At 36.8% G+C, this 17,938-nt stretch carries 17 protein-coding genes; 2 read left to right on the top strand and 15 right to left on the bottom strand.

Annotated elements, in window-relative coordinates:
• Positions 1–38 precede the first annotated feature (38 nt).
• From groL to BJR36_RS13785, 14 genes are all read right to left on the bottom strand, one after another.
• Positions 39–1,661, bottom strand: a complete 1,623-nt coding sequence (gene groL, locus BJR36_RS13850) for a chaperonin GroEL (protein WP_091235408.1) — start codon at positions 1,659–1,661, stop codon at positions 39–41.
• 100 nt (positions 1,662–1,761) lie between these two features.
• A complete protein-coding gene (locus BJR36_RS13845; RefSeq protein WP_091235405.1) occupies positions 1,762–2,379 on the bottom strand; it encodes an NUDIX hydrolase N-terminal domain-containing protein in 618 nt (205 codons plus the stop codon).
• 158 nt (positions 2,380–2,537) lie between these two features.
• The gene (locus BJR36_RS13840; RefSeq protein ID WP_091235403.1) at positions 2,538–2,813 is read right to left on the bottom strand and encodes a co-chaperone GroES; all 276 of its coding nucleotides are present in this window, start codon (positions 2,811–2,813) and stop codon (positions 2,538–2,540) included.
• Between the two features lie 34 nt (positions 2,814–2,847).
• The gene (locus tag BJR36_RS13835; protein WP_169823704.1) at positions 2,848–3,642 is read right to left on the bottom strand and encodes a Cof-type HAD-IIB family hydrolase; all 795 of its coding nucleotides are present in this window, start codon (positions 3,640–3,642) and stop codon (positions 2,848–2,850) included.
• 58 nt (positions 3,643–3,700) lie between these two features.
• Positions 3,701–4,060 carry a cupin domain-containing protein gene (locus BJR36_RS13830; protein WP_091235400.1) on the bottom strand — a complete coding sequence of 120 codons (360 nt, stop codon included), beginning with the start codon at positions 4,058–4,060 and terminating at the stop codon, positions 3,701–3,703.
• A 14-nt stretch (positions 4,061–4,074) separates the two neighbouring features.
• Positions 4,075–5,022: a transketolase family protein gene (locus BJR36_RS13825; protein ID WP_091235397.1), complete on the bottom strand. Its 948-nt coding sequence runs from the start codon at positions 5,020–5,022 to the stop codon at positions 4,075–4,077.
• Positions 5,023–5,026: 4 nt separating this feature from the next.
• Positions 5,027–5,869 (bottom strand): transketolase, encoded by an 843-nt coding sequence (locus tag BJR36_RS13820; protein ID WP_091235395.1) that lies wholly within the window; start codon positions 5,867–5,869, stop codon positions 5,027–5,029.
• A gap of 61 nt (positions 5,870–5,930) precedes the next feature.
• Complete coding sequence (locus BJR36_RS13815) at positions 5,931–6,893, bottom strand: PHP domain-containing protein (protein ID WP_091235394.1); 963 nt, start codon at positions 6,891–6,893, stop codon at positions 5,931–5,933.
• A 4-nt stretch (positions 6,894–6,897) separates the two neighbouring features.
• A complete protein-coding gene (locus BJR36_RS13810; protein ID WP_091235392.1) occupies positions 6,898–7,743 on the bottom strand; it encodes a class II fructose-bisphosphate aldolase in 846 nt (281 codons plus the stop codon).
• A gap of 155 nt (positions 7,744–7,898) precedes the next feature.
• Positions 7,899–9,206 carry a transaldolase family protein gene (locus BJR36_RS13805; protein ID WP_091235391.1) on the bottom strand — a complete coding sequence of 436 codons (1,308 nt, stop codon included), beginning with the start codon at positions 9,204–9,206 and terminating at the stop codon, positions 7,899–7,901.
• A 33-nt stretch (positions 9,207–9,239) separates the two neighbouring features.
• Positions 9,240–10,175, bottom strand: coding sequence for a transketolase family protein (locus tag BJR36_RS13800; protein ID WP_091235389.1), 936 nt, complete (start codon positions 10,173–10,175; stop codon positions 9,240–9,242).
• A complete protein-coding gene (locus tag BJR36_RS13795; RefSeq protein WP_091235387.1) occupies positions 10,172–11,020 on the bottom strand; it encodes a transketolase in 849 nt (282 codons plus the stop codon). The genes BJR36_RS13800 and BJR36_RS13795 overlap by 4 nt, the downstream gene beginning before the upstream one ends.
• Before the next feature lie 282 nt (positions 11,021–11,302).
• Complete coding sequence (locus tag BJR36_RS13790) at positions 11,303–12,877, bottom strand: FGGY-family carbohydrate kinase (protein WP_091235386.1); 1,575 nt, start codon at positions 12,875–12,877, stop codon at positions 11,303–11,305.
• 27 nt (positions 12,878–12,904) lie between these two features.
• Positions 12,905–13,999: a DUF7973 family transport facilitator gene (locus BJR36_RS13785; protein ID WP_091235384.1), complete on the bottom strand. Its 1,095-nt coding sequence runs from the start codon at positions 13,997–13,999 to the stop codon at positions 12,905–12,907.
• Between the two features lie 715 nt (positions 14,000–14,714).
• Here BJR36_RS13785 and BJR36_RS13780 point away from each other — a divergent pair.
• On the top strand, positions 14,715–15,470 hold the full coding sequence (locus BJR36_RS13780) for a GntR family transcriptional regulator (RefSeq protein WP_091235382.1): 756 nt from the start codon (positions 14,715–14,717) through the stop codon (positions 15,468–15,470).
• A 64-nt stretch (positions 15,471–15,534) separates the two neighbouring features.
• Positions 15,535–16,353, top strand: coding sequence for a Cof-type HAD-IIB family hydrolase (locus BJR36_RS13775; RefSeq protein WP_091235380.1), 819 nt, complete (start codon positions 15,535–15,537; stop codon positions 16,351–16,353).
• A gap of 234 nt (positions 16,354–16,587) precedes the next feature.
• Here BJR36_RS13775 and yiaY read toward each other — a convergent pair whose 3' ends face one another.
• On the bottom strand, positions 16,588–17,742 hold the full coding sequence (gene yiaY, locus BJR36_RS13770; protein ID WP_091235378.1) for an L-threonine dehydrogenase: 1,155 nt from the start codon (positions 17,740–17,742) through the stop codon (positions 16,588–16,590).
• Positions 17,743–17,938 lie beyond the last annotated feature (196 nt).

Raw genomic sequence — 17,938 nt, 5'->3', positions numbered from 1 at the left:
TTCAAAACAGCTGCTGATCATTTCATGTTCTTATTGAACTACATCATACCCATTCCAGGGGTCCCGGTTGGAAGTGAAGTGGCAGATTCTTTGATATTCGCAACAACGGATTCCGTTGTGAGAAGAGTTGAAGCAACACTTGTAGCATTCTGCAGAGCGCTTCTTGTCACTTTTGCAGGATCTAGTATTCCTGATTTCACCATATTAACATATTCCTCACGAAGAGCGTCAAAGCCTATCCCAGGCTCCATTTCTCTTACCTTGTTGACGATAACGGCGCCTTCTAATCCGGCATTTGCTGAGATATGAAATAATGGAGCTTCGAGAGCTTTCATAACAATTTTGACCCCAGTCTTTTCGTCTCCCTCAAGACTATTAGCAAGATCAACAATTTTTTTTGAAGCATGAATGTATGCTGATCCTCCGCCTGAGATAATGCCTTCTTCAACAGCTGCTTTTGTAGCTGCAAGTGCATCTTCCATACGAAGTTTATTCTCTTTCATTTCGGTTTCAGTTGCAGCACCAACACGGATTACAGCTACGCCACCAGCTAATTTGGCAAGCCGTTCCTGTAATTTCTCCAAATCAAAATCTGATGTGGTTTCTTCAATTTGTGCTCTAATTTGAGTGATTCTTGCAGATATACCTGACTTATCTCCTTCACCATCAACTATTACCGTGTTTTCTTTTTGAACTTTAATCGATTTTGCACGGCCCAGTTGATTGATTGTGATTTCTTTCAAGTCTAAGCCTAATTCTTCGGAAATCACCTGGCCACCTGTTAAAATTGCTATGTCTTCTAACATAGCTTTTCTTCTGTCTCCATATCCTGGAGCCTTGACACCTACAACCGAAAATGTACCTCTTAACTTATTGACAATCAAAGTTGTAAGCGCTTCGCCTTCGATGTCTTCGGCAATTATAAGAAGTTTTGCTCCTGCCTGAACAATCTGTTCAAGAATAGGAAGAAGTTCCTGAATACTACTGATCTTTTTATCTGTGATAAGAATATATGGATTATCAAGAACCACTTCCATTTTATCCATGTCTGTAGCCATGTATGCCGAAATATAACCTCTGTCAAACTGCATGCCTTCGACTAAGTCCAATTCGGTCTTCATTGTTTTTGATTCTTCAATAGTGATAACGCCGTCGCTTGAAACTTTTTCCATAGCGTCTGCAACCAGGTTGCCAACTTCTTCGTCTCCAGCTGAAATAGCTGCTATTTTTGCAATTTGATCTTTTCCTGTAAGTGTACTGCTCATCTCTGCAATTGCTTTAACAGCAAGATCTGTCGCTTTTTTCATACCTTTTCTTAATATAATTGGATTTGCACCTGCAGCAAGGTTTTTGATTCCTTCATTAATCATTGCCTGCGCAAGTACCGTTGCAGTCGTAGTTCCATCACCGGCCACATCATTGGTCTTAGTCGCAACCTCTTTAACTAACTGAGCCCCCATATTTTCAAAGGCATCTTCTAACTCAATTGCTTTTGCAATGGTAACACCATCATTTGTAATCAATGGAACCCCATATTGTGTATCAAGAACTACATTTCTTCCCTTTGGTCCCAAAGTCACTCTTACTGTATTTGCTAATTGGTTTACGCCGGATTCAAGTGCTATTCTTGCATCTGCGCCATACTTAATTTCTTTTGCCATATTTATATTTAGCGAAATGGTTTAGGATAACCATCTCACTAAAATTCACCTCTTTCTTTATGTGATTTTATATAATAAAATTATTGAACATTAAAACTACCTAGTCAAACATTGTAAAAAAGTTATTGTTGGATTTTGCCTCAAAGCACATTCTAATTTGATTTTCCGAATTCCGTTCCAATGATAACGAAGGTAATTCTGTTAAAGCAAAGAAACAACTTTCTTCGGTTTCTATATTATTTTCAAACTCACCATCTATCAGCTCGCAAAGGACGAATATCTTGTATATTCCATAAGGAGTGATTGGTTTGTTGTGCTTGTTTTTATCTAATATTGCAATTATTTTTTGAGGAACTATATTTAATCCAGCTTCTTCCTTAACTTCTTTTACTATATTTTCTTTTACCGATAAATTATATTCTGCCCAACCTCCAGGTATTGACCAGCATCCATCAATCCTTTCCTTAACCATCAATATCTTATCTTCTTTGAAAATGGCACCTCTTATATCCACTTTGGGAGTTTGATAGCCCGTCTCATTACAAAATAAATCCTTTATTTTTTCATTGTTTATTTCCGTGTATTCATTTAATATTTCAACAGAGAGGTCTCTGATTTGCTGAAATCTCTCGATGTCGTATTTGTTCTCTGAATATGTTAACCCCGCTTGCGAAATAGCTTGCAATTTCTTCGCCCAGCTCAACCACTTTGGCTCCATCCTTACGCCTCCCTCGATACTGCTTTTTAAATCATTATCGCTAGAGATAGTAACTTATATAGTCTACGATTTTATTTTTGTTTTTTTACTTCTACCTTCAGGACTGTTTAAAATAGGTTACAGCTATTCTATATAAAATCAATACAAGACAAGCATTCTTATGAGCGGACCTCATCAATGACTGCTAAAATATCATTCTGTGTCACAAAGATATATTCTTCTTCGCCTAATTTTATTTTTGTTCCCGCATAATTTGAGCAAACAACCTTGTCTCCCAGTTTGATTTGCATAGTCACTTCTTGTCCAACGGCTACAACAACTGCCTGCTGGGAATTTTCTTTTTTTTGACCAGATAATACAATGCCTGATTTTGTTTTTTCTTCATTGACTAGTGGCTTGATAGCGACTCTGTCGCCTAATAATATTAAATTCATTGTTGAGCCTCCTACATGTCGTTCGATTTTCGACTTATATTAATTCAAAGTGTTTCAATCCATTATATATTCCGTCGTTTAGTCTATCCGTGGTAATATAGTCGGCCACTTTTTTTAGTGTTTTTGAACTATTACCCATAGCAATCCCATGTTCCACATATTGAATCATATCGAAATCATTAATGCTATCACCAAATGCAAATGTGTTCCTTTTGTTTTTCCCCAGCTTTTTGATAAGAAATTCAATTCCGGAGGCTTTGGAAAATCCGTGTGGAACGAATTCAACGGTGATTCCCTCATGCTGTATTGGATAGTAATAGGGGCTCAATTCCTTTATTGCCATTTCAAGGTTGCAATTTGGAGTCTTTTTTGCACTGATTTTATTTATGTAAAGTGTATTTTCATTTCCTGTAATCGGTTTCCTATTAATGCCCACTTTTTCTTCTATTTTATCTCGATAATAGTCGATATCTGTAGTATATTCATCTAAATCATAATACATATATTGACTTCCTTCTAATACTGGAACCAATCCATATTTTCTTAAGGTTTTTACTGCTGATTTCGCTATATGGTGTGGAACTTCATGATTGCACAATATTTCTTTTTCATATTCCACATAAGTCCCACACCCTGCCACAACTCCGCTAAATCCGATATCCATGAATATGTCGTCATAAACACGAGCACGGCTTCTTCCAGTGCATAAAACCGCATAATGTCCATTCTCAATAAGTTCCTTAATCGCCTTTTTTGTACTTTCAATCACACCGTGTTGAAAATCAAATATCGTGCCATCAATATCAAAAAAAACTATACTACTTTTCAAAACCGCACCCCTTCCCCAAAATTTTATATTTTACTAAAACCATAAATTCCCAACCATTCTATTTAGCAGGTTCATCATAAAAAGAACATACAAGCAAAACACATGGAAGTTTACCTATATTTGCAAAACGTGACTCAGATCCATTGCTTGTCTTAAGCATATCCCCTTCTTTTAAAACTACGAAAGATCCCTGATGTTCCGAAATGACTTCTCCGCTTAAAACACTGACAAATACTTGTTTTCCAAGTAATTTGTGTGTACCAATAGAACAACGCCTATTTAGTGTTACGATTGAAAACCTTTCACAATTTTCAGGTCTATGACCTTCTGGTATGATTTCTTTGATTTCTATGGTCCCGTTTCCGTTTTCTAATTTATCTGCGATAGACATGGGTAATTGTTCATATGTAGCATGCATATTTGCATCCTCCCTTATTTATCATTTAAAAAATCAACAATCTGCGATTCAATTTTAGCAGCTGACAGTCCATAATATTCTAATAGCTCTGTTGGCTTACCGGATCTGCCAAATTTATCTTCGATTCCGATCATTTTTATTTTACAGGGTTCATATTTACATAAAATCTCTGCAACAGCACTTCCTAATCCGCCATAAATGTTACTTTCTTCTACTGTGACTATCCTATTTGTTTCTTTCGCGCATTGTATAATAAGTTCTTCATCAATAGGTTTTATTGTATGCATATCCACCACTCTCACTGATATATTTTTCTTTTCAAGTGATTTTGCAACCTTCAATGATTCTTGGACCATGAGTCCGGATGTAATAATAGTTAAATCGAAGCCATTCTTTAATACAATGCCTTTGCCTAATTTGAAATTACAGTTTTCTTCTGTATATACTTCGTCTACAGCTAAACGTCCTAATCTTAAATAAAATGGTCCATCCGTTTCTAAAGCTGCCTTTACCGCTAGTCTTGTTGAAACTGCATCACATGGCTGTACAACATGCATATTGGGTATAGCCCGCATTATTGCTATATCTTCTATTGCCTGGTGAGATGCTCCGTCTTCGCCAACTGAAATTCCTGCATGGGTAGCTCCGATTTTTACATTTAGGTTTGGATAACAAATCGAATTACGAATCTGTTCACATCCACGTGCTGCAGCAAACACTGCAAATGTACTTGCGAAACACGTTTTCCCGACAGCGGCGATACCAGCGGCGACTGACATCATATTTCCTTCCGCTATTCCCATATTTATATGGCGTCTCGGATATTCGTTTTTAAAATAAGTTGTCATTGTTGACTTTGAAAGATCTGCATCTAAAACATAAAAATCATTTGTTGCACCAAATTCTACAAGTGCTCTTCCATATGCTTCTCTTGTTGCAATCTTATTTTTTGTTTCTGGCATAATCTTAACCCTCCAACTCTGCAATTACTGCATTCAATTCCTGACAAGCCTGTTCATATTGTTCTTGGTTTGGAACGCTGCCATGCCATTGGTATTTACCTTCCATAAATGAAACGCCTTTTCCTTTGGTTGTTTTTCCGATGATAATGGTTGGTCTCCCTTTATACTGATTTGCTTTACTTATGGCATTATTTAATTTTACAATATCATTACCGTTGCATTCAATAACATTCCAATTAAAGGCCTTGAATTTGTCTGCAACCTTTTCAGGATTCATAACATCTGTAATATTACCATCTATCTGGAGTCCGTTATAATCCAGAAAAGCACATAAATTATCTAACTGATAATGTGCCGCACACATTGCTGCCTCCCAAACCTGTCCTTCTTCTATCTCTCCATCGCCCAAGACTGTATATACTTTATAATTTTTCTCTTCTCGCTTTCCTACAAGCGCCATCCCTACGGCCGTAGATATCCCCTGCCCTAAAGAACCAGTCGACATATCCACTCCCGGTACCGAGTTCATATTTGGATGTCCCTGCAAATAACTATTGATTCCACGAAAAGTTTTCAGATCCTCAATCGGGAAAAAACCTTTCAATGCTAATGCCGCATACAGTGCCGGTGCACAGTGGCCTTTTGATAACACAAAACGGTCCCGATTAATGTCTTTGGGCTTTTTAGAATCAACATTCATATGGTTGTCATACAATGTTGCAATAAAATCAGCACATGATAATGAACCTCCGGGATGCCCGCTTTTTGCACTGTATACTTCTTCGATAATGTAACGTCTCATTTTTGCAGCCAATAATTTCGTTTGTTTAAGTATTTTCGCTTTCATTTTAATATTCCTCTCTGATACCGCGAATTCCAATGACTGATCCAACAACTCACAATTACTTTTAATGAAAAAATGTAATTAAATTGTTCAATAAATCATTAGAAAAAAAGTAACTTTCTGACACTCCGCACTCCCCGATATATCTCGCATCCTTAACCCCTTTTTTATGATCCGCATGATAATCCGATCCGCCAGACAAAATGGAAACTCTATCAGAATATTTTTTTATCACCTCAGCATATATCTCGCTCTTGCTTTTCGTTCCACTATAACTTGTTTTGTCATAAGTGTAGCAAGCTTCAATTCCATCAATTCCATTTTCAATCAAATAATCAATATATTCATCTCTGGTTATATTTTTCCCGGCTATTATTGGATTTTCGCAAATCAGGTATGGATGTGCTAAAATTGCAATTCCTCCACATCTGTGTACTTCTTTTATAACCATTGCAGGATCAGGCTTTTCGCGTTTAATATCATATTCAGCATGATTTTTTACCAATAGTTTTGCGTCTTTCCATTCATTTACAAACCCTCGTTTAGCCATTAATTCAAAAATCATCTTCTTCTGGATTTGCTCTTCTTTTACAGGTGTTCCATTATTATCAAGTACTTCTTCCCAGGAAATATGAATGCCATTTTCATTTAATCGATCCACAAGTTTTTTGTAACTTTCAATTTTTGATTTAACTACATCCTGCTCAAGTTTTCCAAAAAACGGATCCTTCCAATTGCATCCATAGCATACGATATGAACATCTTCAACATCTGTTTCACATGAAATTTCAATCCCTTTAAGTAAAATCAGTTCATTTTTACTTGCATACTCAATAATATCCATTTCATTTCCATTAACTGTAATTGTTTCTGGCGGCAGCACATCATGATCAGTTATTCCGACTATTTTCATTTTGGAATAAACGGCATTATCAATAAATTCTTTCGGGCTATCTGAACCGTCTGATCTTGTGGTATGTCCATGCAGATCGCATTTATAATTAGGGATATTATTACTATTCGACATACTCTTACCTCGCTCTGAAAAGTCTCATATGGTATGAAGCAATGCTTTCGATTTTTTCACTTATGTATCGATCCATTGCAAGCGGTTCTAACTTCGTTGGATTTTCTTGAATAAATTCTTTGCAGCCATCAATATATCCATGCTTGATTGCCGTTGAAACATTTACCTTGGCGCCGCCATTCTTAATTAATCGTTTAAATACATCTTCTTCTAGTCCGGTTCCTCCATGAATAACCACTGGTGCACTAATTTGGTCTTTCAATTGTGCGACCAAATCAAAATTGATAACTGGAACTCCAGTATATACGCCATGTGCTGTGCCCACTGCCGGAGCAAAGGCATCAACGCCAGATTCATTCACATACCTGATAGAGTCTTCCAAATTAGCATTTGTAGCATTATGCGCTTCTACCTGAAGTTCATCTTCTACTCCTGATATTTTCCCCAATTCACCTTCTACACATATTCCTCGTGGATGGGCGTATGCAACAACTTCTTTGCTTTTTGCAATATTTTCTTCTAAAGGAAAATGCGAACCATCAAACATTATAGAGTCCCATCCTGCATCCATGCATGCTTTTGCCATTTCAACATCTTGGCAATGATCTAAATGTATCATCACATTAACAGATGCACCCCAAGCCAACTGTCTTAACATAGCATTTAATTCTTGTGTTCCGAATTTTTTTACTGTTGCAGTAGATGTCTGCAGTATAACCGAGCATTCTAACTTCTCAGCTGCACGAATTACTGCCTGTGCCGAAAGATAATTAAAGATATTAAATGCCCCCACAGCATAATTGTTGGTTTTTGCTAGTTGCAGTTCCTGCAAAAATGTTTTTGTTTTCATTGCAATTCCTCCTTTTAAATTTGACTCTGCCACAATGGCTGACGAAAATACTTCTATTTTACGTTAGCAGCACAGAATTGTGACAGAATCATTTTCTAATAAAAGCAGGTATGTTTGAATGCCTGCTTTTATATAATTAAGTATCTTTCTATATTCTATTGCGCTCCATTTGCTGCATTCATAAATCTTCTCTGATATGTAACAACCTGGTTGGTTGTAGTAAACTGCGCTAAATAATTAGGTTCAGCTGTTAAAACAACGCGTCCAGCCATATCTCCATATTCATCGGAAGCCAACAATCTGTCAATATCCGGATAGTTATCATCACCTTCCATACTGCAGAGAATTAAACGGGTGTCTTCCATGTTTGTTTGACGTAAAAGACGTAAGTTATGTCTAACGCCATCCAGCCCATCTGAGCCTTCTTTATTATCAAAATTCCTATATTTTAACATTTGTTCTGCTTTTGCTTTCACCGCAGATAAATCAACATTTGCATTTACAGGAAGGAAATCCTTATCTACCATAAAGCTCTTTAATGCCTCCAGGTATTTTATTTCTTTAGTGACTGCATATAGATCAAGATAATTTTTCATGTCCACTGACTGCATTAATCTATGTCGAATAAAGCTATTGATAAAATATGGTCTTGCCTGTAAAGCCAAAGCAGTCTGATAAGGTTCGAACATTAATGTAAAGTTTACTCTATATCCATGTTCATGCAGCATAAGCGCCATATTATGTCCACGTAATGCATCGGCTGTTGAGACGTCATTGTATTTTTTCGAAAACTTTTTGTCTCCTGTCAGAAGCTCTTTGACATTATCTTTATTAACTGGTCCTGTATGCGGCACTTTAATTACGACCCTGTGCTCTGAAAGAAGTTCTTTAAACCTTGCTGCTTCCTCTAAAATTTCAGCATCACTCTTACCAAATGGATCATTTAATTCTACACTGATATCTGCACCCGGTCCAAGGATTTTGCCGATTTCACTCATAACCTCGTCACGTGTTTTAAACTGATTTCCAATGTTTGCTTTAGGATTATTGATAAATAAATCATAAATAATTCCTGGGTTGCAAGTTAAATTGGCCAACAAATTTTTGATTGGGGCTACTTCATATGGATTTGCACTATCTGCCGAAAACAGCAGGTTTGTCGGCCTCTTCTGGCCATTCTTGTCATATGAAATATTACGGACTAAATCAGCTCGTAATACGTTTTCGGAATCAAGTTCAAATTCAACTTTGAAACCTGCTGGTGTTTCACCTTCGGCCACATTGAAATAATCAATGACTTCTTTAAATTTTGGTGTAACGCCTACAAAGTTAGCTATACCCTTTAAATTTTTTACCAAGTCAAGTGTAATTGGGAAATCTTTTACACGGGCAAGGTATCCTTCTTCGCCGCGAACTGTTGGAAGACCTAAAGTACTAATTGTTGATCTGATTTCAGTAGTCATTTTACATTCTCCTTTTATTTTCAATTTTTATTTTTACATTTCCTTTTTTATTGATTCCTTAATTTTTTCATGCGTTAAGCCATATGCTGCTAATAACTCTCTGTAAGGACCTGTATTAACTGCACCAGGTAAAATTCCTAATTTCACTAGTCTTGGTGCTCCTTCCAGCTGTGTGATTGTAGCCGCTACGGCATCGCCCAATCCTCCAATGATACTATGCTCTTCGACTGTAAACATCAATTTCGTTTTTGAGGCATGTTTTAATATCATTTCCTGGTCTAAAGGCTGCACGGTATGTACATTTATCATTCCGCAGCTGATTCCTTCTTTATTTAATTCTTCAACTGCCCTTTTAGCCTCATTTGAGACTGTTCCTGAAGCAATAACTGTTATGCCACTTTTTCCATCACAGATTTCTTCAGCTTTTCCGATTTCAAAATCTCTTTCTTCTATCGGGAGAATATCTTCCAACGGATGTCTCGGCATTCTTATATAAACAGGGCCTTCATACTCAACTGCTTTTTTTAGTGACATTGCGATTTCATAACAATCTCCAGGATTAATCACAACCATGTTTGGTACAGTTCTCATTAATGCCATATCCTCATTTGCCTGATGGCTTGAGCCCGCTGGTGAATGGGATAATCCACTAGATGATCCAATTAATTTCACGTTGGTATTGGAATAACCCACATCATTTCTTACCTGCTCATAGGCTCTCATTGAAAGGAATGGCGCAATCGCTGAGATTACAGGAATAAATCCATTTACTGCCAATCCTACCGATATATCAACTCCAGTCTGCTCACTAATTCCAACCTCTACATATCTGTCGGGATATTTTGAAATAAACGGCGAATAACCGCTTCCACTTGCGCTATCACAGCTAACCGCGAGAACTTTGTCATTGTTATCACCAATTTCTTCAAGTGCCTTTGCAAATGCTTCTCTAGGATCCGTTATGCTCATTCTCCCCACCTCTCTTTCTGATAATCTCTTAATGCCTGAACAGCCATGTTTGCTTCTTCTTTACCAGGATGCCAATGATGATATTTCACACTGCCTTCAGCAAATGGCATTCCCTTGCTTTTAATGGTATTGCATATAACCATAGTTGGTTTGCCTTTATTAACAGGGGCAGACTGTAATGCATTTTGAATTTCTCCTACATCATGCCCATCTACAATTACTACATCCCAGCCAAATGCTTTATATCTCTCTTCCAGCGGTGCCGTATTACAAACTTCAGCATTTGTTCCATTAATCTGCAGCCCATTGCGATCAAGAATTCCAACTATATTATCCAGGCCTTTTGCAGCTGCATAAGAAGCTGATTCCCAAACAGAGCCTTCACCCTGTTCGCCGTCTCCCATAATGACAAAAACCCGATAATCTTTTTTATTCTTTTTTGCCGCTAATGCCATTCCACAAGCTAATGGCAATCCATGTCCTAATGAACCGGTCGAAAAATCAATTCCTGGTAATTTTTTCATATCTGGATGTGCTGGAACACGTGAATTTAATTTGTTATATTCATTTAGTACAGATTCATCAAAAAATCCAGCTTCTACCAAAGTTCCATATAAGCCGAGGCATTTATGTCCGCCACTTACAAGCAGCCTGTCTCTATCTTCCCATTTCGGATTTTGAGGATCATATTTCATCACCCCATTGTATAAAGTGGCTAGAATATCAGTACATGATAAAGATGGACCTGCATGGCCTTCGCCGTGTCTTATTACCGTTTCGACAATATGCCAACGCACACGATGTGCAAACTTTTCTGCTCTTTCAATGTTAAAGTTGCCTTTCATTATCTTACCTCCTTTGATTAATATTAACTTGTTCAAAATGTATTATACTTGTATATACAGGTATAATACCACCAATTTCCTATCCCGTCAATACAGAAATTTTATTTCCTTTTTTATTTACATTTCTGTGTTTTTTTCTACGAATAGTAACGATAAATCCTACAAATCGGATAACTTTTACTTCCATTTATGCAGAATAACCTCCCTTACCGGGAGGTTATTCGTTAAATGTAATTATGTAAGTTGATAAATTTGGCTATTTACCGTCTGGCATAAATCAAATCAATATCCCTGATATTTTGAAATTTTAGGAAATACATCGGTTTTAAGCGCATTATAAGAATCAGTAAATATTTCATATAATTTCTTATATATTTCCACATTCTCAGGATTTGGCTCAAACCTCTTCTTTACATGAACCATGTTATCAATTGCATCCTGTAAGGAATCAAATATACCAGCTCCTGTTGCACCAATCATTGCTGCACCTAATGCCGTAGCTTCTTCAGATTCAACTGTTTCTACTGCAATACCAAGAACATCTGCTGTCATCTGACACCACAGATCTGATCTTGCTGCACCACCAGTCAGACGCATAACCTTAAATTCAGGTAATCCTGCCTGTAAAAGATTAAAGTACATATCTTTTATATCATATAATACGCCTTCCATAACGGAACGAATAATTTCTGGTTTTCCATGCGCAAAAGTGAATCCAATAAAGGCACCACGTGCTGAAGGATCATAATGTGGGCAATTTGCTCCGGCATTCCAAGGAAGATAAATCAATCCATCACATCCTGGTTTCGCCTTTGCAGCCTGGGCTGTCATTAAGTCGTAGACGTCAATCCCGGTCTGCTTCTGAACTTCCATCTCAGTCTGCATTATTGCGTCACGCAGCCATCTGAAGCTTGAAGCTGCAGCATTTGAATGAGCCTCTATTTCCCACTCGCCATCCATTGGCGTTCCTAAAACCTGACAGGATGAATTAGGATCCCTTGGTGGTACATGAGAATGTGCAACCAATAAGCCACAAGTACCCATGGCCAGCGAGACCATTCCTTCATGATTGTTTCCAAGTCCGATTGCAGCACACTGATGGTCTCCACAACCTACAACAAGCGGTGTTCCGATTGCAAGTCCTGTTTTCTTTGCAACCTCTTTAGTTACCTCGCCTACAACTTTTCCTGATCTTTCATTTTTAGCATACTTATCTATGTCAACTTCAAACATGTCCGCTAATTTTTTTTCATATTCGAAAGTTGTTCCATTTATAATACCCCACCAGCCAATATCTTCTTTGTCATCAATAAATCCATCAGCACCGTAAGCATTCATTACTAATGCATGAATGGAATGGATAACATCCGCTGCTTCATATAATTCAGGTTCATTTTTCTTTACCCAGTATATTTTTGCCGACGGCCAAGTTGTTGCACATAAAGGGAATCCTGATAATTCATAAAACTCATCTTCTGTCATGCCATTTTTAGCAATCTGGTCTTTCATCCAAGGGAACATCTCCTGGCAACGTAAATCCTGCCACATAACAATATCTCTAACAAATGAACCATCATGTTTCCTTAAAACGAAACTTGATCTCATGAATGTAAACGATACCGAACCAATTTCTTCCGGGTCCACTCCTGATTCTTTAATTGCCCTTTTCGTAGATGCATAACAATTTTCAATAATATACTGCGGATTCAGTTCCAGCCAGCCTGGCTTTGGAAACTTTAATGGATTTGCCTCATAAGCTTCTCCTACTGTATTACCTTTCAAATCAAAAATCAATGTACGACAACCGGTTGTTCCTGCATCTATTCCTAAGGCATATTTAGCTTTTTTGTTATTCATAATTTGACCTCCTGATGTTTTTTTTAATCAATAGTTGGTTTCTTCTGATACATTTTTCATATTAACACGCCTCTTTATTGCACTTTCCTGATAGAACGCAACTACAGACAAAAAGGCTATTAATACAATTGGTATAACCCAATAGCTTGTATTATCAGGATTAAAACCATCAACTGAAGGTATAATCCATAATGGTAGAATAGAACATGTGGCAATTGCCATAGACGGTGGATCAACAAATCCTTCACCAAAACAAGTAAATGTTTTTGCTAAAAGATCTCCTGCATAAGCAGCTAAAATTCCAAAAGCAACTCCCCATAACAGGCAGGATGCCCCACCAGCCGATCCATAAAATGATGCAAAAGTTGCATACGACGCAACCAGGCAAATATGATGAAATACTGGAATAGCAAGTCCTGATACATTTAAGAAAAAGCATATGATTGCTATTGCCCATCCCGGGAGAATTGCTACTCCCGCAATGCCTGCATTTCCAGTTTTTTCAGCTGTCTGTAACATAATATAGGTTAAATAGGAGGACATGCCACCCGCAAATACGCCAATCAGTACATTTTCTAAACCTGTTGTTTGGTAGCGGATCCACACCATTTGATTATGTATACTGTAACGTCCCCCCGCTTTTTTCACTTCTTCTGGAGTTCTTCCGATAATAGAAAGCAGACCATCTGTGCCATACATAACTTTTGCAGCTAATGAAATCAAAACAACTGTAAGTGCGATACTATCTATTTTACCAGGGAGCATTTTTCCAATTCCCATATTGACAAAATATCCAGCAACAGCAAATAATCCACCCACTATCAAAACATCTGGTTTCCTTAGTGAAATCAATGGCGTTACTATATCCTTACTTGAATTCAAATATCCTTTTCTTTTTGCATATCCAGCCGCACAACATGCAGGACCAAATGATACCTGTGGTCCTAAAATCAGACCAAATGCTACACTTGATACGAAATTAAAATCAGCACCGCAAATATTGCCTATAATACCAACAAGACCTGCCATAGCTGTCATGATGACTGCTCCTAATGCGCCTAATGCCGTTCCAAATGCACCTGCACAAAATGCTATGAAAATAATAATTAGAATATCCAACATTCTACCTCCTTGAATAAATTCATCCGATAGCAACTTAAATTAAATTACAGTTACTATGATTTGCATTTTGAGACTAATTGTGTTAAAATTAATTGAATAATTTAGCAATAGATTCATTCATTTCCCCATTTTCTGTTGCCGCAGCAAATGGGGACTTTTCACAATTAACCACAATAGTTTCTTTAACATACTTTAAATTGCAAAAACATAATTCTGGTCTAAAACATTATTTCTAATTTCCTTTTACTAAAATCCCACCTTTCTTCTTAATAATATTTTTAATACTCTTATCTACATACGTAATACAGCGCGCTTTGTTTTACCTGTATATACAGGATAATACCTATGTTGCTTTTTGTCAATCTGATTTTATCATTTTTACACTAAACACAATTTAGGCACATGATTTTTGTGCATATTTACCATTTTCTTGTGGCTTTTTTTAATCCAAGCAAAGATATTTTGATTCCCTATTTTTAAATTCACTTTTTAATGAGCACTTTCTGAAACAAACTAAGGAGTTATCTGTAAAATATCTCTTGAAATAAGCTTCTAAATTGTATATACTTGTATTATAGTCTAATTAATTTAGAACATCCGTATTCGCCTCGAAATCAGTCTGTTAAGAGGCAAGACTTCACGCAGATTTTTAATTTACGAAGAAACTATAAACACAGAAACATTCCAACTATCCAACTAAAAGAAGGGGAAATTTATGATTACAGAAGCAGCTAAGCCAAGTGAATTAAAACGTGCAAATTCTACTCCTTTGTATGTTCAGTTAAAAAATATTATCCGGGAAAAAATATCAACGGGAGAATGGGAACCGAACGATGTTATCCCATCGGAGAATGAGCTAAGTCAAATATATGGCATTAGCCGTATGACAGCACGATCCGTTATTACCCAATTAGTAACAGAAGGATTGCTCTACCGCGTTCCCGGAAAAGGTACCTTTGTTAGTGAACCTAAAATTGAGATGTCTTCTTTATCGTACTCCGGTATAAGAAATCAGTTAGAAAACAAAGGATATAAAGTGGAAACGAAATTGCTCGATGTCACCAAAGTTAAATGCGATGATTTTCTTGCAAAGAAATTGGGGATAACTCCTGGAGCCGAAGTGTTCAAAATCAATCGCGTACGGTCTGCAAATGGAACTCCTATTAGCTATCACAAATCTTTTGTCCCTGCCGAATTATGTAGAGATCTGGACCAATATGATTTAGCTAACGAACAATTATGTAAAATATTAAGTGATCAGTGTTCACTTACTCCTGGTAAGGTAACAGAAACCTTAGAATCTTATTTGGCAGACGGGCCTAAAGCTGAAATATTAGGGGTAAAACCGAAGTTTCCTTTAATCCTACTGCAGGATTTAATCTCAACCAGTTCAGGTGTTATTTTCGAATACACCAGAGTATATTTTAGGGGTGACAAAATAACCTTGAAAATCGAACTTAACACCCAATAAATAGCTATGCTTTTAATAAGGAGGGATTATCATTTCAATTTTTAACATACCACAAAACCATGCTATGATTTTTAAAGATTTATTATTGGTGTCTGATCTAGATGATACTCTTCTTAACAGCGACCATTTTGTCAGTCAGGAAAATCTTGATGCCATCAATTATTTTACAAGTTTAGGGGGGCTTTTTACCGTCGCTACCGGTAGAACTGATCCATCAGTGCGATTGCTTAATCTGCCACTCAATACCCCTGCAATACTTTATAACGGAAGTGTAATTTATGATTACAAGTCCAATTCGACATTATGGCATTTTCCTCTTGATCAAAGTGCAAAGAGTCTTGTTTATGAAATACTCAATTTGTTTTCAGAAGTAGGCATTGAAATCATCACTCTTTCCTCAACTTATATTCTTGCACAAAATGAGCAAACTGCTTTCCATATGAATATCGAAAAATTAAATCCAATTATGCTATCTTCCGAATCTACCGATACAATCCATGAGGATTGGCAAAAAATAATAATTGCATGGGATCCTTCTAGTCTTGCAAAAGTCAAATCTTTTCTTGATATGAAGAGTCAAACCGAATACTTTCCGTTCAAATTTAGTTATTCCTATCCTATTTATATTGAAATCATTAACAATGAAGCAAATAAGGGGGTTGCTTTAAAGGTATTATCCGATTATCACAACATTCCTCTAAGCCAATGTATTTCCATTGGCGATAATGATAACGATTTGGAATTAATTAATAATGCAGGTATCGGAATAGCTGTTGCAAACGCGAAAGATATCATAAAACAGAATGCCGATTATATCTGTTCGGATAATGACAATCATATACTTGTAGATGTTATAAATTATTTATCATGTGTTTATTCATAGTCTAATCGGCTCTAATTCTTTGTTGTCTCAAGCTCAAAAATGGGGTGTCGTAGAATAACAATTTAAAAGACTCCCGTTTTAAGAATATTGATTAAAAAGGTATTATAATCACAACTTAATAATTATATCTTTTCTTCAAGGAGAATATGCAGTGAATTGAGCCAACAGTTTCCATAAGGTAAACTGTTGGCTCAATTATTAAATAGATATTGAAAAAGATTTTCATTTGTTTTACTAGAATGCTGCTAAATAAATGCTGCGTATTTCTTCAGGCGTAGCCTGAATTGGATTGGTTAAGCCAGTAGCGTCTTTTAATGCATTCTCAACAAGAATATCTATGTCTTCCTTTTTAACGCCAAGTTCTGCTATGCCACTCGGAATACCGACCTTTTTAGAAAGTTCAACAATGCCCTCAATAGCAGCATTCGCGGCTTCACTGTGATCTAAGCCAGTCGTTGAAATTCCCATTGACTTTGCAATTTCTGCTAATCTACCAGGTACGACTTTGGCATTAAACCTCTGTACATGTGGTAATAAAACAGCATTACATACTCCATGTGGCAAATTATAAAATCCACCTAACTGATGAGCCATTGCATGCACATATCCTAATGAAGCGCTGTTAAATGCCATTCCCGCTAAATATTCTGCATGGGCCATCATTTCTCTTGCTTCACCATCTTGACCATTCTCAACAGCTCTTGGTAAAAAATCTGAAATAAGCCGGATTGCTTTCAATGCACAAGCATCCGTAATTGGTGTTGAAATAGTTGATACATATGCTTCGACTGCATGCGTTAAAGCGTCCATACCTGTTGCAGCTGTTAAAGATTTTGGCATATTCATCATAAGCTCCGTATCATTAACTGCAATTATTGGTGTTACATTTTTATCTACGATAACCATTTTAATATGCTTATCTTCATCTGTTACAACCGCAAATCTTGTCATTTCACTTGCAGTACCAGCAGTTGTATTAATTGCAATTAAAGGTAATTGTGGTTTTTGAGATTTATTTACGCCTTCATAATCTTTGATACTGCCACCGTTGGTAGCCAATAAAGCAATACCTTTAGCACAGTCATGTGGTGAACCACCACCTATTGAAACAACAAAATCGCAAGTATTTTCTTTAAGAAGAGAAAGTCCGGCTTCTACGTTAGCTACTGTAGGATTTGGACTTGTGCCCGAATAAACCACAAAATCAATATTTGCCTTTTTAAGTTTATCTGTTACCTTGCCAACAACGCCGACATTTACAAGAACTTGATCAGTGACAACCAGTGCTTTTCTGAATTTAAGATCAAGCATACTTTGAACAGCATCGCTCACGCAGCCGGCTCCCATGAGACTTACATTCGGCATAAAAAACCGGAAAGTATTTGACATTTTTTCATTCCTCCATAAAATGTAGTTAGTATAAAATTTTATACTACTCTATTTGTTGAAACCTATATTCATCAAAGGATTACACTGTTTTTTTCACAAAAACAACATTCCCCTTTTCCCAAGTATAATGGAAGGCGCCGCAACACCAAATATCCCTCCCTCTTAGTCGCGAAGGATAGCATCTACAGATACTTCA

Origin of the sequence: Anaerobium acetethylicum (assembly GCF_900096945.1) — a bacterium.
Classification (GTDB): Bacteria; Bacillota; Clostridia; order Lachnospirales; family Lachnospiraceae; genus Anaerobium; species Anaerobium acetethylicum.
The sequence above is the reverse complement of the archived record's forward strand: the minus strand, read 5'-3'. Positions and strand labels throughout refer to the sequence as shown.